This window comes from uncultured Shewanella sp. (assembly GCF_947501225.1).
Classification (GTDB): domain Bacteria; phylum Pseudomonadota; class Gammaproteobacteria; order Enterobacterales; family Shewanellaceae; genus Shewanella.
Genome location: NZ_CANMUW010000010.1, coordinates 31,147 through 47,619 on the forward strand (window position 1 = coordinate 31,147; position 16,473 = coordinate 47,619).

Annotated in this window: 17 protein-coding genes; all 17 read right to left on the reverse strand. The window is 52.0% G+C overall.

From position 1 onward, the window contains the following. Positions 1-87: 87 nt before the first annotated feature. Positions 88-408: a rhodanese-like domain-containing protein gene (locus tag Q1B47_RS14510; protein WP_299795029.1), complete on the reverse strand. Its 321-nt coding sequence runs from the start codon at positions 406-408 to the stop codon at positions 88-90. A gap of 144 nt (positions 409-552) precedes the next feature. After that, entirely contained in the window at positions 553-1,299 is a 747-nt protein-coding gene (locus Q1B47_RS14515) for a hypothetical protein (RefSeq protein WP_299795031.1), read from the reverse strand. 45 nt (positions 1,300-1,344) lie between these two features. Continuing rightward, positions 1,345-2,577: a beta-ketoacyl-ACP synthase gene (locus Q1B47_RS14520; RefSeq protein ID WP_299795033.1), complete on the reverse strand. Its 1,233-nt coding sequence runs from the start codon at positions 2,575-2,577 to the stop codon at positions 1,345-1,347. After that, positions 2,577-3,302, reverse strand: coding sequence for a 3-ketoacyl-ACP reductase FabG2 (locus Q1B47_RS14525; RefSeq protein WP_299795035.1), 726 nt, complete (start codon positions 3,300-3,302; stop codon positions 2,577-2,579). Before Q1B47_RS14525 ends, Q1B47_RS14520 begins: the two co-directional genes overlap by 1 nt. Positions 3,303-3,308: 6 nt before the next feature. Beyond that, on the reverse strand, positions 3,309-3,797 hold the full coding sequence (locus tag Q1B47_RS14530; protein ID WP_299795037.1) for a hotdog family protein: 489 nt from the start codon (positions 3,795-3,797) through the stop codon (positions 3,309-3,311). After that, a complete protein-coding gene (locus tag Q1B47_RS14535; protein ID WP_299795039.1) occupies positions 3,794-4,987 on the reverse strand; it encodes a beta-ketoacyl-[acyl-carrier-protein] synthase family protein in 1,194 nt (397 codons plus the stop codon). Before Q1B47_RS14535 ends, Q1B47_RS14530 begins: the two co-directional genes overlap by 4 nt. Before the next feature lie 96 nt (positions 4,988-5,083). Next, positions 5,084-5,716, reverse strand: coding sequence for a DUF3261 domain-containing protein (locus tag Q1B47_RS14540; RefSeq protein ID WP_299795041.1), 633 nt, complete (start codon positions 5,714-5,716; stop codon positions 5,084-5,086). 20 nt (positions 5,717-5,736) lie between these two features. Beyond that, positions 5,737-6,993 carry an NAD(P)/FAD-dependent oxidoreductase gene (locus Q1B47_RS14545; protein ID WP_299795043.1) on the reverse strand — a complete coding sequence of 419 codons (1,257 nt, stop codon included), beginning with the start codon at positions 6,991-6,993 and terminating at the stop codon, positions 5,737-5,739. Then, the gene (locus tag Q1B47_RS14550) at positions 6,993-9,407 is read right to left on the reverse strand and encodes an MMPL family transporter (protein WP_299795045.1); all 2,415 of its coding nucleotides are present in this window, start codon (positions 9,405-9,407) and stop codon (positions 6,993-6,995) included. The genes Q1B47_RS14545 and Q1B47_RS14550 overlap by 1 nt, the downstream gene beginning before the upstream one ends. After that, positions 9,404-10,231 (reverse strand): outer membrane lipoprotein carrier protein LolA, encoded by an 828-nt coding sequence (locus tag Q1B47_RS14555; protein WP_299795047.1) that lies wholly within the window; start codon positions 10,229-10,231, stop codon positions 9,404-9,406. The genes Q1B47_RS14550 and Q1B47_RS14555 overlap by 4 nt, the downstream gene beginning before the upstream one ends. Continuing rightward, the gene (locus Q1B47_RS14560) at positions 10,228-10,692 is read right to left on the reverse strand and encodes an acyl-CoA thioesterase (protein WP_299795049.1); all 465 of its coding nucleotides are present in this window, start codon (positions 10,690-10,692) and stop codon (positions 10,228-10,230) included. Before Q1B47_RS14560 ends, Q1B47_RS14555 begins: the two co-directional genes overlap by 4 nt. Then, on the reverse strand, positions 10,689-12,251 hold the full coding sequence (locus Q1B47_RS14565; RefSeq protein ID WP_299795051.1) for a histidine ammonia-lyase: 1,563 nt from the start codon (positions 12,249-12,251) through the stop codon (positions 10,689-10,691). The genes Q1B47_RS14560 and Q1B47_RS14565 overlap by 4 nt, the downstream gene beginning before the upstream one ends. After that, a complete protein-coding gene (locus Q1B47_RS14570) occupies positions 12,252-13,955 on the reverse strand; it encodes a glycosyltransferase family 2 protein (protein ID WP_299795053.1) in 1,704 nt (567 codons plus the stop codon). Beyond that, complete coding sequence (locus Q1B47_RS14575) at positions 13,955-14,323, reverse strand: thioester dehydrase (protein ID WP_299795055.1); 369 nt, start codon at positions 14,321-14,323, stop codon at positions 13,955-13,957. The genes Q1B47_RS14570 and Q1B47_RS14575 overlap by 1 nt, the downstream gene beginning before the upstream one ends. Then, positions 14,316-15,680 (reverse strand): AMP-binding protein, encoded by a 1,365-nt coding sequence (locus tag Q1B47_RS14580; RefSeq protein ID WP_299795057.1) that lies wholly within the window; start codon positions 15,678-15,680, stop codon positions 14,316-14,318. The genes Q1B47_RS14575 and Q1B47_RS14580 overlap by 8 nt, the downstream gene beginning before the upstream one ends. Further along, positions 15,677-16,225 carry a hypothetical protein gene (locus Q1B47_RS14585; protein ID WP_299795059.1) on the reverse strand — a complete coding sequence of 183 codons (549 nt, stop codon included), beginning with the start codon at positions 16,223-16,225 and terminating at the stop codon, positions 15,677-15,679. The genes Q1B47_RS14580 and Q1B47_RS14585 overlap by 4 nt, the downstream gene beginning before the upstream one ends. Continuing rightward, positions 16,225-16,473 (reverse strand): acyl carrier protein, encoded by a 249-nt coding sequence (locus tag Q1B47_RS14590; RefSeq protein WP_299795061.1) that lies wholly within the window; start codon positions 16,471-16,473, stop codon positions 16,225-16,227. Before Q1B47_RS14590 ends, Q1B47_RS14585 begins: the two co-directional genes overlap by 1 nt.

Below are 16,473 nucleotides of genomic sequence, written 5' to 3' on the forward strand. Positions count from 1 at the left end.
CCCTATTGTTCGTCCGTCCCCCCAGGGTAAGTCATGGCTCGCCTCGGGGGGATTTTTTATATCTTGGTTCAGTAATCCGGGTTCAAGCTACGTCGCCTGATAACTTAGAAGGTCTTTCAGTGAACCGGCATTGATAACATTATGAAAGCCGTTGCACTTTAGCTGATCGCATGCCTTTTGAGCCCTGATCCCGGCGGCACAGTAAAGCACGAAACTCTGCTTAGGGTCTTGATCATTCAGCCAGGTCGAAATTTGGCTCAGGGGCACATTGATGGCTTGTGGCAGGTGTCCCGAGCCGAACTCTTCAGGTGTTCTCACGTCGATAACTTCGGCCCCCTGCTCGATGAGCTCCCAGCAGCGTTTATCGGGGCCGGCGCCGGCGAGTTTAGATAGCAGAGACTGAAACATTGATGCACTCCCTCTCAGATATTCCGATGAGAACGATTTCGACGTAAATATTCGATTAGATTAAGCTTGATAAGATTAGTCTAATCGAGGTCGCTCTGCAACAGGAAATATCTCTCCTGAAGCCGGCTTATCTGATTGCGGATATCAATAGTAGGCTTTCAGGTACTTCCTTGCATATCTGCGTAGTTTTTGCTCTGAACTATGCTCTGCGATATGTTCAAGCGTAGCCCTGTATTCAGGCTTAGCCGCGCTTGCCAGCGCCTTTGCCATGTAGGCATACGTATTGATTGCCAGCTTTTCATGCTTGAGCAGGCGTGGTTCCTTCAGTTCACTGTCTAAGACAGATAACAGGAAAGGGGCATACACGGAGCGATTGATCATGCGCTTAGCGGCATAACGTTTCAGCTCTAACTCGTCACTTCGCAGGGCGTTGGCAATCACATTGACCTCTTGGGTCTGAGACACCTCGTACCGGCTTTTGTCACTCAAGATTGGGATCCAGCGCTTATACTGCTTCAGCGTCGGGATTGAGCTCTTCGCGTACTTCTTAAGCTTCTTTGGGTAGTTTCCCGTGATGATATCATCGAAAGTGTGCAGGTATCTGTCATCTCCGGAGTAGGCCAGCCCTTTCAGCAGCCAGGCGCTGTAGTCGATGCTGGCGTTATCGACCGCCAGTGGCAGTGATTTCTGAAATTTAGCATGCAGTGTTTCGAATACCTTAGGTTCCGATAGGCCTGCCATCACCAGAGAATCGATCGCCTGCTTCTGCTTATCGATATCATCACCATTAAAAATGGCCACATATTCGGCTTGGGTAAATGTTTCGGCTGATGCCTGACCGGCAATGGTGCTCAGGGTCAGCACCAGGGCCAGAGTGATTTGCTTTATCATCAATAATTTCCTTTTATTGTGTTGTTTTTTCGTTACCCAGATTATTTACGCTGACCAGCGTTTAAATATCAACGAGGTGTTGATGCCGCCGAAGGCGAAGTTATTACTCATCACATAGTCTGTATCTATCTGCCGGATATCACCCTTAATGTAATCTAACTCGCCACACTCGGGATCGATCTCGCTTAGGTTTAGCGTGGGGGCAAACCAGCCAGCATTCATCATCTCTACACTGATCCAGGCCTCCAAAGCGCCGCAAGCGCCTAAGGTGTGCCCGGTATAGCTCTTGAGTGATGAGATTGGCATCGATGTGCCGAATACGGCCTGAGTTGCCTGAGTCTCGGCAATATCGCCTCTGTCGGTCGCCGTGCCGTGAGCATTCACATAACCTATGGCATCCGCAGAAAGCTGACTATCTTTCAGCGCCTGCCTGATAGCAACCTCCATGGTATCGGCGTTAGGCTGAGTCACATGAAGGCCATCGGAGTTGGTGCCGAAGCCGACGATTTCAGCATAGATCTTCGCACCGCGAGCCTGAGCATGTTCAAGCTCTTCCAGTACTAAGGTGCAGGCTCCTTCGCCTATGACCAAGCCGTCTCGGCTGCTGTCGAACGGGCTGGGACTCAGCTTAGGGGTATCATTCTTGGTGCTGGTGGCAAAAAGGGTATCGAAGACCACGGCTTCGGTGGCGCATAGCTCCTCACCTCCTCCCGCAAGCATCAGATCCTGTTGGCCGTATTTTATCGCCTCATAGGCGTAGCCAATTCCCTGACTACCGGAAGTACAGGCACTGCTGGTGGTATGCACCCTCCCCTTGAGGCCGAAGAAGACGCCCACATTAACCGCTGTGGTATGAGCCATCATACGGATATAACTGGTGGCGGTGACACCGGACATATCGCCACTTTTGAGCATATCACCGAAGGCGACAATGGGGTCTGTGCTGCCTGTAGATGACCCATAGGCGATCCCCATGGCACCGGAAGTTACGACAGGATTGTCCAGTAAACCGGCATCGATAAGGGCCAGTTCACTGGCGCGGGTTGCCATCAGCGAGACACGCCCCATGGAGCGTATCTTCTTGCGCGAATAATGTGCCGGCTTTTCAAAATCTGTTACCGGGGCAGCCAGGCGTGTGTTGAGCCCATCATAGCGATCCCATTCATCGAAACGTACCACGCAGTTCTTCTGCGCCTTTAAGTTGGCGGCTATGGTTGGCCAGTCATGACCGAGACTGGAGATTCCGCCGCAGCCTGTGATAACAACGCGTCTGCTCATCAGATCATGCCTCCGTTTACCGAGATCACCTGTCTGGTGATGTAAGCGGCATCCTCGGACATGAGAAACTTAGCCAGGCCGGCAATTTCTGACGGTTTGCCCATACGGCGCATGGGGACTATCTCTTTGACCATATCCTTGGGGATATCCGCAACCATATCGGTTTCGATGAGTCCGGGCGCGATACAGTTTACGGTAATTTTTCGTTTGGCCAACTCCAGCGACAAGGCTTTGGTCGCACCTATGATCCCCGCTTTCGAGGCGCTATAGTTAACCTGTCCCCGGTTACCGGCGATGCCTGAGACCGAAGCCATTGTGATAATTCTGCCACCTTTCCGGGTCTGTATCATAGGCATTACCGTAGGGTGGATGACGTTATAGAACCCATCTAAGTTGGTGTGAACGACGCTGTCCCATTCATTCTCGGTCATGGCTGGAAATGCGGTGTCACAATTGATTCCCGCATTGAGCACCACACCATAATAGGCACCATGCTGGTCAATATCGTGCTCTATGCTGGCTCTTACCCCCGCGCGATCGGCAATATCAAACTGCAAGGTGGAGACCTTGATGCCATGTTCGAGCAGCTCCTGCTTAGTGAGCTCAGCCGCTTCATGGTTGCTGTGATAGTGCAGGGCAATGTCGTAACCGGCTTCGGCCAGTTGTAGTGCTATCGCCTTGCCTATTCCCCTGCTGGAGCCTGTTATTAATATCCGTTTGTTCATTACTCGTTATCCTTGACTCTCTGAAATATAGGCTAGGGCATCCTGAGGCTGAAATACATTCACATTTGCCTCGGCAACTAAAGTATCGTTATGAAATATCTGACAATCGAAAACGGCCAGGCCGGACTCCTCCTGATATAGGCGGGTGACTCTGGTGCGGTAACACTCACCCTCCCGATAGTGCGGGATATGCATCTTTAATTTGCGACTCCCCAACAGAAATCCCACCCGGATAGCCTCACCACGGGATTTTGCCTCGACACCGGCGAGTGCGGCAATGCTCTGCGCCATATATTCGATGCCTACATAGTTGGGGACGGCATCGATTGTGGCGTCGAAGTAGGGACTCTGCCCGGTAATACAGGTCTGGGTTAACAGCGTATCCGTTCCATATTCGATAAGAGTGTCGATTAAGATCATCGGGTCTCTGTGGGGCACGACCTCGGCAACGGGCAGTTGAGAAAGAGGTTCAGGTAAAAGGTATTTCTGGGTCATGACAGTGCTTCTTTGCGACAAAAGATCAGGCTGGCATTACTGCCGCCAAAGGCAAATGAGTTACTCATTATATAGCTAAGCTCAGTGGTTTGTCCTTGAGTGACCAAAGGTAGCTCGGGATCGTTGGGATCGGCAATACCGTCGTTTACCTGAGGTGGAAGGGCCCCAGTGGTATTGAGTGGGGAGAGCAGCAGATAACAGAATGCCGCTTCGATAGCGCCGGCGGCACCTAAGGTGTGCCCGGTCAGGGGCTTGGTAGAGCTACATAATGGAATGTGTTGACCGAATACCCGTTGCAGGGCCCGACTCTCCATGGCATCGTTCTTTTGAGTGGCGGTGCCGTGAAGGTTGATATAACTGATCCGATCCGCTGTGAGCTCAGCATCTTCTATGGCCATACGGATCGCCGATATGGCTCCCAGCCCCTCTGGGTGGGGGGCCGAAATATGGTGGGCATCGCTGGACTCGCCAATGCCTGCCAACATCACCTCGCCATCGCCCCTCTCCAGGGTAAACAGGGCCGCGCCCTCACCGATATTTATACCGTCTCTGTTGGCGCTGAAGGGCTGGCATCGGCCTTTGGAAACAGACTCCAGTGAGGTAAAGCCATTGAGTGTTAACCGGCAGAGGCTGTCGCCGCCGCCGACGATGACCAGATCACACAGCTCTGCTTCCAATAAGCGTCTGGCACTGGCGAACACCTTGGCGCTGGAGGAGCAGGCGGTGGAAACGGTATAGCAGGGGCCGCCGATATTAAAGTAGTGGCGCAGAAAGTCGCTGCCGTTTCCAAGTTCCTGACGGGAGTAGTGATAATCACCGGGAAGCTGACCCTGTTCGGCCCTATATTGTAATGCTTCTTCGCCCTGAGCTATGCCCGAAGTGCTGGTACCCAAAACTATGCCGATACGCCCGGGACCGTACAACTCTATGGCATCGGATACTCTATCGGCAATCTGCTGTGCGGCGCAGAGTAATAATTGATTATTGCGGCTGGCAAATTGAGAGAGATTTCCGGGAAGTTCCGGCAGTGGCTGGCTCACCTCTCCTACTATGGTGCTGCTGTGTGGGATCAGATCGTCACGAACTCTCATCGCGCTGGTATCACCGCTGAGCAGTCGGGCTAAAACCTCTTCCGGGTTTTGACCTAACGGAGTGCATAGTCCTAGGTGTGAGATGGCTATCTTAGTCATTATGTTTCTATCTAAATGTTTATATCTATAAATATCAGGCTTGTATAGCGAGGGCCGGATAACTTCGCTCTTCGTGCCGTGGCTGGTACAACACACTTAAATCGGGGTTATTTTCAGTTCAAATTTTGCCTGAGGGATCGCGAGTTCGACCTCGGCCTGCCATGGTTCTATTTTATCAAAACTAATCTTGATGATGCTCTTGCGACGATTATCTTTCGTGTCATTGACCGTAGCATATATGGTTCGGCAGCGGGGAGCATCACACTCGGGAGATGTTAATCTGGCCCCCTGTAAATGGGCATTTACATCTGCTTGTGGCCAGTATATCAACTGGATGAGTGCAAGCAGGTATTCGGCTTTAAATTCATCACCCAGGAGCATGTTTTGTTGGCTATTCAGGCTCACACCATCGAAGAGTATGGTAAACAGTGCTTGCCCTAATGGTGCCAGACCGACGAGTGTGAGTTGCCCGCTGTCCAGCTCCAGCTGAGTCAGCAGTTCATGACTCGAATCATCCACCTCTATGGTTACCCTCTGAGTTACCGAGCGTACCTGACTGTCAGCTGGAATTGGGGCAAGGCAGTAGCTGACATCTTTGGCCAGGGCGACACAGGTCTGACGCTCGAGGGTGTGGCTGCAGCTGCCGGAAAGCAGCGCCAGCAGGATGAGTAGCGAAACTCGCTTACAAGGCGTTAAGCCGTTTGTTATGGCATTGAAAAACCGGGCCATAGTCAACTCTCCCATAGCCATCAGCGGCAAAGCTCGACGATAAGGTTGAGCCTTTTCTCGGACTCTGCGACTAAGGGGTTGGCCTCATCCCATGCATAGCCTGCCAGAATTGAACAGACCATCTGCTTGATCTTGTTATCGGGAGCATCATAGAAGATGACGTCCTGAAAACGGCCATCATACCAGGCCTCAACATAGGTACGGAAGGTATCGACCCCCAGCATCAAGGGGCGGGCGTATTCGCCCTGCCAATCGACCTTTTCACCATTGAGCTGCCTTACTACACATTTAGTTGCCATTGAGGCTGATTGCATCGCGATGGTAACACCGGAGGAGAAGACGGGATCGAGGAACTCGCCGGCATTGCCCAGCAGGGCAAATTTGTCGGTGGCCAGGGTAGTGACATTGGCGGAGTAGCCTTTAAGCTCGGCACACTCACGAAGGACTTCGGCGTCAGCCAATAGCTTCTTCAGGCCGGGTTCCTGACTGACCATGTCAAACAGACGCTGCTTCAGGTTGAGGTCCGAATCGCCAAGAAGCCGGGGCTCTCCCACGACGCCTATAGAACATCTGTCGGAGCTCAGCGGAATCAACCAATACCAGATATCCCTGTTTTGAGGGTGAACGCTGATCAATATTTTATCGCGGTCTAAGGGTCTGCCATCGACCTCTTTACTGCCGATATTATCCTTAATGTGGGTAAAAATGGCACTGCGGTTGGCTAGCGTCGATGGCTTCTCCAGTCCGAGCAATCTTGGAAGTACACGGCCAAATCCGCTGGCATCCAATAGATACTCCGCCTCGAGCCGGTACTCCTCGCCGTTGGCATCGGTTACCGTTAACTTAGGCTTCCCGCTCAGGTCGACCGCCTTAACCGCTTCCCCGTAGCGAATCTCTACACCCTGGCTTATCGCGGTATCGGCCAATAGTTTATCGAAACCTGCACGCTCAACCTGAAAGGTTGTCCCGTGACCCGCTGTGAACTTGTCGGTGAAGTCGAAGTCTGTGTACTTCTCTCTAAAGCGAAAAGCCGCGCCGTTTTTGAACTGAAAACCTGCCTGGTTAACGGTTTCGAGCATATTTGCCTCTTCGAGGGTTTGCATACAGCAAGGCAGTAAACTTTCGCCGATGGAGAAGCGCGGGAAATGTTGCTTCTCGATGACGATAACACGCTTGCCCTGTTGATGAAGGAGGCTGGCGGCAATGCTGCCCGATGGCCCGGCACCAATGATAATGACATCAATATCTGTCGTCGGTGTAGATGAGGAGGCTGGCATCACTTAACAGTCCTTGTGAAAGTTTGAATAAAGGGGGATAACACAAATGTGAAGCCGATCCCCAACAGGAGAGTCAGCCCAAAGTTATGTATGGCCGGGGTACTGCTGAATGCGAGTAGTCCAAAGGCTAAAATGGTAGATGTGGCAGACATAAAGACCGCCATCATCACGCCTCGACTCTGCTGTTTTGATTCGGCAAAAAACAGGCTGTAATCGACGCCGATCCCAAATATCAGAATGAGAGCAAGAGCATGAAACAGGGTGAGAGGCGCACCAATCAGTCCAAGCAGTGACAGTGTCAACACCGCCGAAAGTGCCGGAACGGCGACGACGAATGCTGCCAGCTTAACCCCGAAGCGAGTGCTGAAGATCACCGCCGCTACTGCCATGGCCAGAGCCAGGAGCCAGAGAGTTAATTGACGATACTGGCCCATCAGATGGGAGATCTCACCGACCTTATCAATCAGCTGAACATAGGGGAGATCAGCCATAACCGCTTCCAGCTTATCTAACCCGGTGATCCCGCCGAGCAATACTATGGCTCCGTACCTCTCCTGCCCGGGGGAGGGGGTTATCCATAGTGGCTTAAACAACTTACCGGCATCTGAGTTTATAAAAGAGTCTGCATCTATATAGATCTCTTCTGCTTCTTGATAGGCTTGGGAGAGAGATGAACTCAGGGAGTCATCCAGGCCGAGCTTATCGATGATAAGGGGCAGGTTCTGCTGATATATGAGCCCCTGTAAGCGGTAGTTACTCTCCTGTTGACTCCTGCTTGGAAGATAGCTGCTCAGGCTAATAGCATTACCAATCAAGCCCTCTTCGACAGCACTGTTTAGTCTTGGTGAGAGTAATTCCAGGTGCTGCAGTAACTGCTCCTCGCTTTCGCCGCTAACTAGCAGGAATTGATTATCGGTTCCGCCGCTGAGGATGCCTCTCAGTTGGTTCTCCTCCTGTATTACCGACAGCGGACTCTGCTGCAGGTTGCGAATATCGTCATCACTGGTTAATCGCTGCAGGCCTAGTGTGGCAAGGGGGACAAAGATTAGAAGCAGAGCCAGGCCGGTTTTTATATTCAGAGTGCGGGATATAAAATTTACATTATCCAGGTATGCCGCCGCCATATTCAGGGGCTTTTCACCCGAAGGAAGCGGACCTGAGGCGAGTAGAGGGTAGGCCAGATTCAGGGTGATGTAGGCGCCTAACAGCCCCGCGGCGCAGAACACCGCTACCTGCTGCATCCCCGGGAAGGGAGCGAGGCCTATTCCGGAGTAAGCCAATACGCTGGTGAGTAGCGCCAGTGTGATCGCAGGAAATATCTGCTTAATTACCTCGTTGGCCCCTCTTTTAGCCTGGGCCAGTCGTTCGCAGTAGAAGTGAAAGTTATAGTCGATGGCGACGCCTATCAGGCTGGTACCAAATACTAAGGTCAGCAGATGAAGCTCTGAGAAGAAAAACAGTGTCATCACCACTGCAGTGAGCAGGCTGGTGGATATGGTTAATATTGCTATGGCCAGTGGCATGACTGAACGAAAGGCGAGCCAGACGAGTAAGCTTACGCCGATAAGGGAGGCAAGCCCCAGGGTGGTGACCTCATTTTTGGCGCTTTTGGTCGCGGCGCTGGCATGAAACAGGGCGCCGGCCCTGAGAACCTCAATTCGTTCGTTTTGAGACTCGACCGCCTCGAATGCCTTTTGTAGCACCGACATCTGCAGGGCTTGAGTGTTGGGGTTAAAGGCGCTGCCTGAGCCTTTGGCCATCACTATCGCTGCTGTCTTAGTCACAGGTTTTGAATTATTGCCACTGTCACCGGGAGACCATTGCCCCAGCAGTACTCCCTGTTGTACCTGCAATCTCTGTTTCGGTGCGAGTGCCTGCAGATTGTCCGGATAAAGCAGCAGTGGGTCGTTAGCGATTAAGCTGCTGTTAGCGTAGCCGAAGGCGTTGTAGAGCTGAAGTTGAGCCTGTCCGATAAGCTCGTCTATCCTGCCCGATGAGAGGGCGCTTGACTGAGCCTGGGTGAGTAAATTAAACCTGTGATTGAAATAGAAATGATTTAGCGCCTGAGCCTGATTAAGGTCGGCACTTCTGATATCAAAAAATGCGCCCCGACTGTCTGATACAAGGCTCTCCATCAAGGTGTTAGCAGCCGTGATAGCCTGAGTCTCATCTTCTGCGAGCAGTGCGATATAGACTGTGTTCGCCAGCTGCTCTTCGACCCTCGCGAGAGCGATTTCCGTTAACGGATCCTCCTGCAGTTTGGGCAACATGGCTAAGATATCGCTTTGGACCTTAGCGCCGCCTTGCCAAAGCTGTATGCCTGTCAGGCTGGTTAGACACAGCAATATGACCCAGAGGGCAAATTTGAGCCTCGCCGGGCATCGACTCAACCTCAGTGCCAGCTTATCTATCATGGATAACGTTCCGGCTCAGTTTCGGGCTGAACTTCCGGCTGTGAAACGTCATCGTGCTCGGGCCGTTCAGGTGAACCTTGCTTACCCGACAGTAACGCTAGCTGCTCTTCACTGAGCGGGGCCTTACTAATCTGCTCAAATTCAATTCTGCTTCTGTCTCCGTTGTTACTCAGCAGGGTAAGGGCCGATACCTGTATGGCACCCTCTAATATCATTTTAGGGATAGCCTTGAGGAGCAGGGGATCTTTGGGGATTAAGCCCAGTTGCCAAAACTCAGACTCCTCTCGTGGCTCTTCGCCTGTGTCACCGGCCTTGAGATACAGATGAAAGTGCTCACTCAGCTGGCTCAGGTTGCCACTGAGCAGTGCCGAGAGTAACTTAGGCATGGTTTGCGCCAGGCTGGCGGCTCCCTGAGCCGAATCGGCCCGTGATACCTGCTCTCGTCCCGCACTGTCGATCTGGATCAGCTCACCCTCTCTCAGTATCAGGGTCGTTTCGAAGGGCTGAGCCTGTTGCCATACCAGGCCGAGCCGGGAATCAAAAATAAAGCGCCCATGGCTTATTAAGGGGTGCTTCAGCACCTTGAGGGTTCGGTACTGAGTAAAATCTCCGCTGGCAGTCCTGCCTATCATGAGTCGTTCGGTTAATGTCTGCAGCCGTTCATTGTCAGCTATTGATTCAAAAAGAGCGTCATAACTGGCAGATTGTGCCCCATAGCTGCTGGGTACGCTGATGCTTATCAGCAGGAGCAAACCAAATATGCCTGGCCCTCGCAGCAAAGCCGAAGCGAGCCGCCTGTTAAATGTGCTCACTCCCGGTATCATTGCCCATCTCCCTTCGGGGAAGTAGGGCCTTGGGCGGTGTCTTCCGGTATCAGGTGTGCGATTTTCTTCCTGAAGATATCAGGCGTCACGAAGCATAGCTCCTTGCTCTCTGCATCAACGGCGGCTTGTATCGTATAGCCTTTGGTGAGTCTTTGGTTAGTGGCAAGATCCCTGACCTGATAGTTGATCTTGAGACGGTTCTCCCACTCTACCAGCGAGGCGATAACCTTCACCTTTTGCTCGAACGTGCTGGGCTGTACATACTTTATCTGTAGATCGACAATAGGCCAGGAGTATCCTGAGGCTTGCATCTCCCGGTAACCGTACTGGATCTCATCCAGCAGCTGGCAGCGCACTATCTCAAAATAACGTAAATAGTTGCCATGCCAGGTGATCCCCATGGAGTCGACATCATGAAAGGGGATCAAGATCTCAATCTCGGTGGTTAAGAGTGCTTTCATGAACACACTTCCCATGACCCTTGCTGGATCTTCTCTACCGTCTGCCTCAGCACAGGTTCCAGGGGTCTGTCTTCGGTCAGCAGCTCGAAATCGGTCTTGACCTGCTCCAGTGTCCTGGAGATAGATGGTGTCAGCGATGAGTGGCAAAGCTCCCCTTGCGACACACGTAAGTTGATCCCCTGGGTCATGGCTAAGAGTGCGGCTGCGGCAACCTGCTCCGTCAACTGGAGCACACGCATGCAGTCTCGTGCTGCTATGGTTCCCATGCTGACCTTGTCCTGGTTATGGCACTCTGTAGAGCGGGAAAATACGCTGGCCGGCATGGTGTTTTTCAATGCCTCGGCAGTCCAGGCGGATACACCAATCTGTACCGCCTTGAATCCATGGTTAATCGCGCGCCTGGAGCCAGTCGAACCGGATAGGTTAGCGGGAAGGCCATTATTGAACTTAGGATCCATCACCAGAGCTATCTGACGATCGAGCAGATCGGCAATATTGGCCACGGTATTTTTCATCGAGTCCATCACAAAGGCTATGTGCCCGCCATAGAAGTGACCGCCATGAAGAATGTGCTCGCCCTCTGCGTCGACGATAGGGTTATCGTTGGCGCTGTTTAGCTCGGTTTCGATAAATTGACGCATGAATGGCAGCGCATCTTGTAGTACACCGATAATATGCGGTGCACAGCGGATAGAGTATCTGTCCTGCAGCCTGTCCGAGTTTCTTGGGTGTTCATGATGATTGAGGTCTTTTCGGATCCAGGCGGCTATCTGGTTTTGCCCCGGGTGGGGTTTAGCATCGAAGAGGATATCATCGAAGTGGTTCGAGTTGCCTTTAAGAGTGAGCGACGCCATTGCGGTGATGCGACTCGCAAGCCTGCTCAGGTATTGAGCCCTGTCATAGGCCAAACACGCCAGAGCCGTCATAACGGCTGTGCCGTTCATCAGGGCTAACCCCTCTTTCGGACGCAGCTTCAGTGGTGTTATGTTGAGTTTGGCATACACGTCGACCGTGGGCTGGCGAACACCTTCATAGATGACATCCCGCTCTCCCACGAGCACGGCGGCCAGGTAGGAGAGTGGAGTCAGATCGCCACTGGCCCCCACAGAACCCTCCTCAGGGATCACCGGGGTGATATCGAGGTTAAGCAGGGTTTCAATTCTCTGTAGTAACTCGTAGCTCACGCCGGATTTTCCGATTGCGAGTGAGCTCAGGCGGCAAGCCATCACGGCGCGGGCCTGCATGGGAGAGAGAATTTCGCCTAAGCCACAACCGTGAAACCGTGTGAGGTGCAGGGGAAGTTCATGCACAAGATCCATACCAACGGTAACCGTGCAGGAGTCGCCATAGCCCGTTGTGACGCCATAGACCACCCCCTCTTCGTTTAGCAGGCTGTCGATAAAGTCAGCCCCCTTCTGAATATAGGTTTGATACTCGGAGCTCGCTTTTAATTTTGCTTTAGCGCCCTTGGCTATCGCAACGACATCTTCCAGGGATAGGGCCCTGTGACCAAAATGAACAATCATCTCGCTTTTGTTTGATTGATTAGTCTGAGTCATCTATTTATCTGTCCTGTCTTTACCCTGAGAATTGGCTCGTTGGGTGTCACTGTCTTTTCGCCAAAAATCAAAAAAATTAAACCATTGCAGCGGTTCGCGCCGCGCATAATATTCGAGTCGTGAGCTGTAACTATTTACTGCATCCTCAAGTCTTTGCATTCGGCCGGCTCTCGGTCCCTTGAGTGTATTTGAGAAGGTTTCCAGATGAACCCTGTAGCGACCCTGTTCACGCAGGCAAAACATTAAATATACTGGGCAGTCGAGTAGCCCTGCAAGAATAAAGGGACCCTGAGGGAAGGGGGCTTGCTTTCCCATGAAGGGAGCGTAGATCACCCGCCCCTGGGTATTGGACGAAGTTCTGTCTCCGGCGATAACGACCAGCTCACCCGCTTCTATCTTCTGTTGCAGTAACATTGAGGTTGTCGGGCCTAAGTCAGTAACCTGAATGAGGTTAAGTGCACTGTCCGGGTTGAGTTGCTTTAAGACACGGTTAAAGTTTTCCGCATTTTGCGTTAGCACCATGACGTTCACCTTGACTCGCTTCTGGTGAACGGAGATGGCGCGACATAACTCAAGGTTTCCCAGATGAGAGACGAGTAATACTGCGCCTTGACCGGCTTCGAGCCGATCGGCAAGGAGGGCGCGATTGGGAAAGTCGACCTGGCTCAGGTGGATACGATCACACCAGGCATCGATACGATCTAAGGCCGCATTTCCGAAGGCAAGGAAGTGTTTGAGGCTATGACGCCAGCCAATCTTGCCTTGCAGCTGCGGCTGCTCGGGATCATAGCTCTTGACCTGCTTGAGGAATGTGAGAGAGGCCTCTCTGGCTGTGTGTCCCGTCAGGAAGAAATAGAATATAACGGGGTACATGATAAGACGGCAGAGCCAGTGTCCGCCCAGTTTATAGCTGGCTGCCAGCAACTTTATTCCCCAATAGCTGCCGCGCTCTGAGATTGAGGACCAATGAGCATCCCGGTTGCTTCTGAAGAGCCTTTGGGGCAGACGTTTCAGCATGCCGAAAAAAAGCCGGGTATGCATGCCCGAAATGCGCAGGTTATCCCATAATCCCTGAAAGTGGCTGATGCCACCTTCTGGGTAGATCACCTTTGTCGGTAGATGGATGACCTCTGTGCCGGCCCAGTGCAGGCGGACTAAGATCTCTATGTCGAAATCCATTCGCTCGCCTAAGGCTTGGTTGAGGAAGAGCTTTTCGGTGGCTGCAAGGGGGTAAACCCTAAAGCCGCACATGGAGTCTTGTATGTCGAAACTCAGGGTTTCAATCCATACCCAGAAGTGGGTGAGGTAGCGTGCGTAGAATCGGCTCTTAGGCACAGATTCGTCATATTGCGGCAGGCCGGAGATCAAGGCCTTAGGGTTCTTCTCGGCCTTGGCTATCATGGCCGGGATATCATCCAGATTATGTTGACCGTCGGCATCGACCTGTAGTGCATGAGTGTAACCGTCGTTAAAAGCCTCCCGCAGGCCGGTGGTGACGGCAGCCCCTTTGCCTCGGTTAAACGGGTGATGTAGTAGGGTGACCCAGGCGTATTTTTCGGCGAGAGCGATTAACAGGTGTCGGGTCTCATCATCGCTACCGTCATTGACCAGATAGCAGGGGAGCGCGAATTGAGCCAGTGATTCCAGGGTCTGCGCTATCGCAACCTGATGGTTGTAGTTCGGAATCACTAATGCGAGCTTCATCAGTTGACCTCTCCGGATGAGGGAGTGAGTAAGATCCGGCCCGATGCGAAGCGCTTCTCATCATCAAAATAACTGAAGATAAGCTTGGTTTTGGCGGCATTTTGGGAGATGGCGAGTGTCACCTCTGAATTTGGTAGCATAAGCTGCTGAAACTTCAGGACCTCTAATGTGGCAACTTCAACCGGGTAGTCGAAATGTTCGCAGCCCAGACGAATGGCCCAGTCCAATTGGGTCACACCGGGAAGTACGGCCTGCTGAGGAAAGTGACCGTTAAAAAAAGGTAACTCTTCATCGATAAACAGACGCCACTCTACAGCATCCTCTTTGCTCTCCTTCGAAAGGACTCTTGGTAGCACAGATTTAATCATGATCGAATAACTCGGCTAGTTGTTTGGCTAATCTCTTCCCCTGTGGATTAACGGGCATAGCTTCAGGGTAGCGCCATCGCCTTGGCAGCGTGACACGTTCAAACTGAGTCAGCAGGTGGGCTTTTAACAAGTTATTGAGGCCGAGTTTCCCCTCGGCGTCCAGCCTCTCTCTCCCTTGGGCTGATAGCTCGATAACCGCACCAAGTTGAGTGCGTGGTTGCTCAAGAACAACCAGTGCCGCCTGGTTGATCAGAGGGTGAGTTTCAAGCAGGGCTTCCATCTGTACCAAGGAGAGTCGTTTCTCTTCGATTTTGACAACTCTGTCCAGGCGGCCCTGTAACTGGAACTCTCCGGGATTGGTAATTTCGATCTTATCTTCGCATCTTAACCAGTTATCGTCTTCAAGGTAGGGGGATTTTAGTTGCAGTGCGCCATCTTTTTCATCCCTGCGGATCTTTATGCTGTCGAAGACACGCCATGGCTGCTCTCTTTGAGTCTGACGTCGATAGGCGATTCCGCCGGTTTCTGTGCTGCCGAACACCTCGATGGGCTGGTGTCCGTAACATTGCTTGATACCCTGTGCCGCCTCGAAGTTAAGCGGCCCACCGGAGCTGAAAACCAGGCTTGGTGATCTTAGCTGGCGTTCGTTATCCAATGACTCCGGAAGACGGGACAGTTGTGCCGGACTACTGATCAGGCATAGGTTCGGGAATAGACTGGTGTAATAGGTCAGGGTCTCCGGATATTCAACAATATCGCTCAAGAAGGGACGGCTGGCGGCTAGCGGCCAGAGGATCTTGAACAGGAGTCCATAGATGTGTTGATGCGAAACCGTCGATATCACACTGCATTGCGGCAGGTGTTTGGCAAAGGTATTTTCGAGAATGCTGACTTCGGCATCTAACTGCTCCACTGTCTTGCATACAGCCTTGGGGTGACCACTGCTTCCCGATGTAAAGAGAACGAGTTCTCCGTAACTATCGCACTCCGGCCAGAGGTTATTGTTTTCGTGCAGGTCTCTTTTCAACATGATGAAGGATTTCCCTTCACACAAGGGAACGTCAGAAATCACGCCATCGAACTCATGAGTTATCTCACTCAGGGTGCCAGCCTGAGTGTTTGAGGGCAGGATCACCTCCTTGCCGGCAAGGAGTGCCGCACATAAGCCCACTGCAAACAGGTCGCTGCTTTCACATGCCAGCAACCAGCGCTTGGATGGTGACAGGAGTAGTTGCTGGTGGACATTGACAACCTGACTCGTGAAGGCCGCACCGGTAACGATATCATGGTGATTGAAGCTGATAAGTTGCTGGCTCGATGGCCCCTTGGATAACCAGGATTTTAATAACTCTGTCATGACTTTTTTAACCAAATAGTTCTATACAACCACTCGCCACCAAGTAGCGACCCTATGAGCAGGTATGCGATCAGTCCATTGTATAGCGTCCATATCTCCAAACTGGAGTAGAGGGCGGTATACAGGGCTACTGCGCCATTGAAAACAAATAAGCCACACCAGACGAGCGTGACTCTTTGTAGATAAGGGATCGCTTCATCGGGGAGTTCCGGCTCTTTCAATCGGGCGAGTCGTTCAATCATACTCGGTCCCGATTTGAGTGAGTAACCGAACAGAAACAGCATACTCAGGTTGATCACCACGGGATAGTAAAGCAACCAATCGTGCCGTTTAGCGATAAAGCTCCCTGCGGTTAATCCGATACCGACCAGCAGAGGCAAAACCATCGACTTTACCTGCTGTTTTTGTACCAACAAACGCAAGATTAAAAACAGGCAGAGGACCATGGCGATGGAGCCTGCCGGCAAATAGTTGAGTCCAAAATAAACGGCTAAAGGATAGCCAAGTAATAGGAGACTGGTGACTATTTGTAAAAATAAACGCATCAGCCTTTAGTCAGCCCCTCGATGGCGGTGACCACATCATCGACTGTTCGTACGGCTTTAAACTCTTCAGGCTTGATCTTCTTGCCTGTCATCTGTTGTAACTTGATGACCAGATCCACGGCATCGATGCTGTCCAGATCTAACTCCTGATAGAGGGACGCTTCGAGTGTGATATCCTCGGCATCGATCTCGAACTCATCGACTAAAATCTGAGTCAGGGCTTCGAGAATTTGTTCACGGGTTTTCAT

What these genes read in the sequence shown, in the direction of transcription:
- Q1B47_RS14570 (WP_299795053.1), bottom strand. Translation starts at nt 13,955, where the DNA reads ATGAAGCTCGCATTAGTGATTCCGAACTACAACCATCAGGTTGCGATA.
- Q1B47_RS14575 (WP_299795055.1), bottom strand. Translation starts at nt 14,323, where the DNA reads ATGATTAAATCTGTGCTACCAAGAGTCCTTTCGAAGGAGAGCAAAGAG.
- Q1B47_RS14530 (WP_299795037.1), bottom strand. Translation starts at nt 3,797, where the DNA reads ATGACCCAGAAATACCTTTTACCTGAACCTCTTTCTCAACTGCCCGTT.
- Q1B47_RS14555 (WP_299795047.1), bottom strand. Translation starts at nt 10,231, where the DNA reads ATGATACCGGGAGTGAGCACATTTAACAGGCGGCTCGCTTCGGCTTTG.
- Q1B47_RS14565 (WP_299795051.1), bottom strand. Translation starts at nt 12,251, where the DNA reads ATGACTCAGACTAATCAATCAAACAAAAGCGAGATGATTGTTCATTTT.
- Q1B47_RS14550 (WP_299795045.1), bottom strand. Translation starts at nt 9,407, where the DNA reads ATGATAGATAAGCTGGCACTGAGGTTGAGTCGATGCCCGGCGAGGCTC.
- Q1B47_RS14540 (WP_299795041.1), bottom strand. Translation starts at nt 5,716, where the DNA reads ATGGCCCGGTTTTTCAATGCCATAACAAACGGCTTAACGCCTTGTAAG.
- Q1B47_RS14510 (WP_299795029.1), bottom strand. Translation starts at nt 408, where the DNA reads ATGTTTCAGTCTCTGCTATCTAAACTCGCCGGCGCCGGCCCCGATAAA.
- Q1B47_RS14535 (WP_299795039.1), bottom strand. Translation starts at nt 4,987, where the DNA reads ATGACTAAGATAGCCATCTCACACCTAGGACTATGCACTCCGTTAGGT.
- Q1B47_RS14580 (WP_299795057.1), bottom strand. Translation starts at nt 15,680, where the DNA reads ATGACAGAGTTATTAAAATCCTGGTTATCCAAGGGGCCATCGAGCCAG.
- Q1B47_RS14545 (WP_299795043.1), bottom strand. Translation starts at nt 6,993, where the DNA reads ATGCCAGCCTCCTCATCTACACCGACGACAGATATTGATGTCATTATC.
- Q1B47_RS14590 (WP_299795061.1), bottom strand. Translation starts at nt 16,473, where the DNA reads ATGAAAACCCGTGAACAAATTCTCGAAGCCCTGACTCAGATTTTAGTC.
- Q1B47_RS14520 (WP_299795033.1), bottom strand. Translation starts at nt 2,577, where the DNA reads ATGAGCAGACGCGTTGTTATCACAGGCTGCGGCGGAATCTCCAGTCTC.
- Q1B47_RS14585 (WP_299795059.1), bottom strand. Translation starts at nt 16,225, where the DNA reads ATGCGTTTATTTTTACAAATAGTCACCAGTCTCCTATTACTTGGCTAT.
- Q1B47_RS14525 (WP_299795035.1), bottom strand. Translation starts at nt 3,302, where the DNA reads ATGAACAAACGGATATTAATAACAGGCTCCAGCAGGGGAATAGGCAAG.
- Q1B47_RS14560 (WP_299795049.1), bottom strand. Translation starts at nt 10,692, where the DNA reads ATGAAAGCACTCTTAACCACCGAGATTGAGATCTTGATCCCCTTTCAT.
- Q1B47_RS14515 (WP_299795031.1), bottom strand. Translation starts at nt 1,299, where the DNA reads ATGATAAAGCAAATCACTCTGGCCCTGGTGCTGACCCTGAGCACCATT.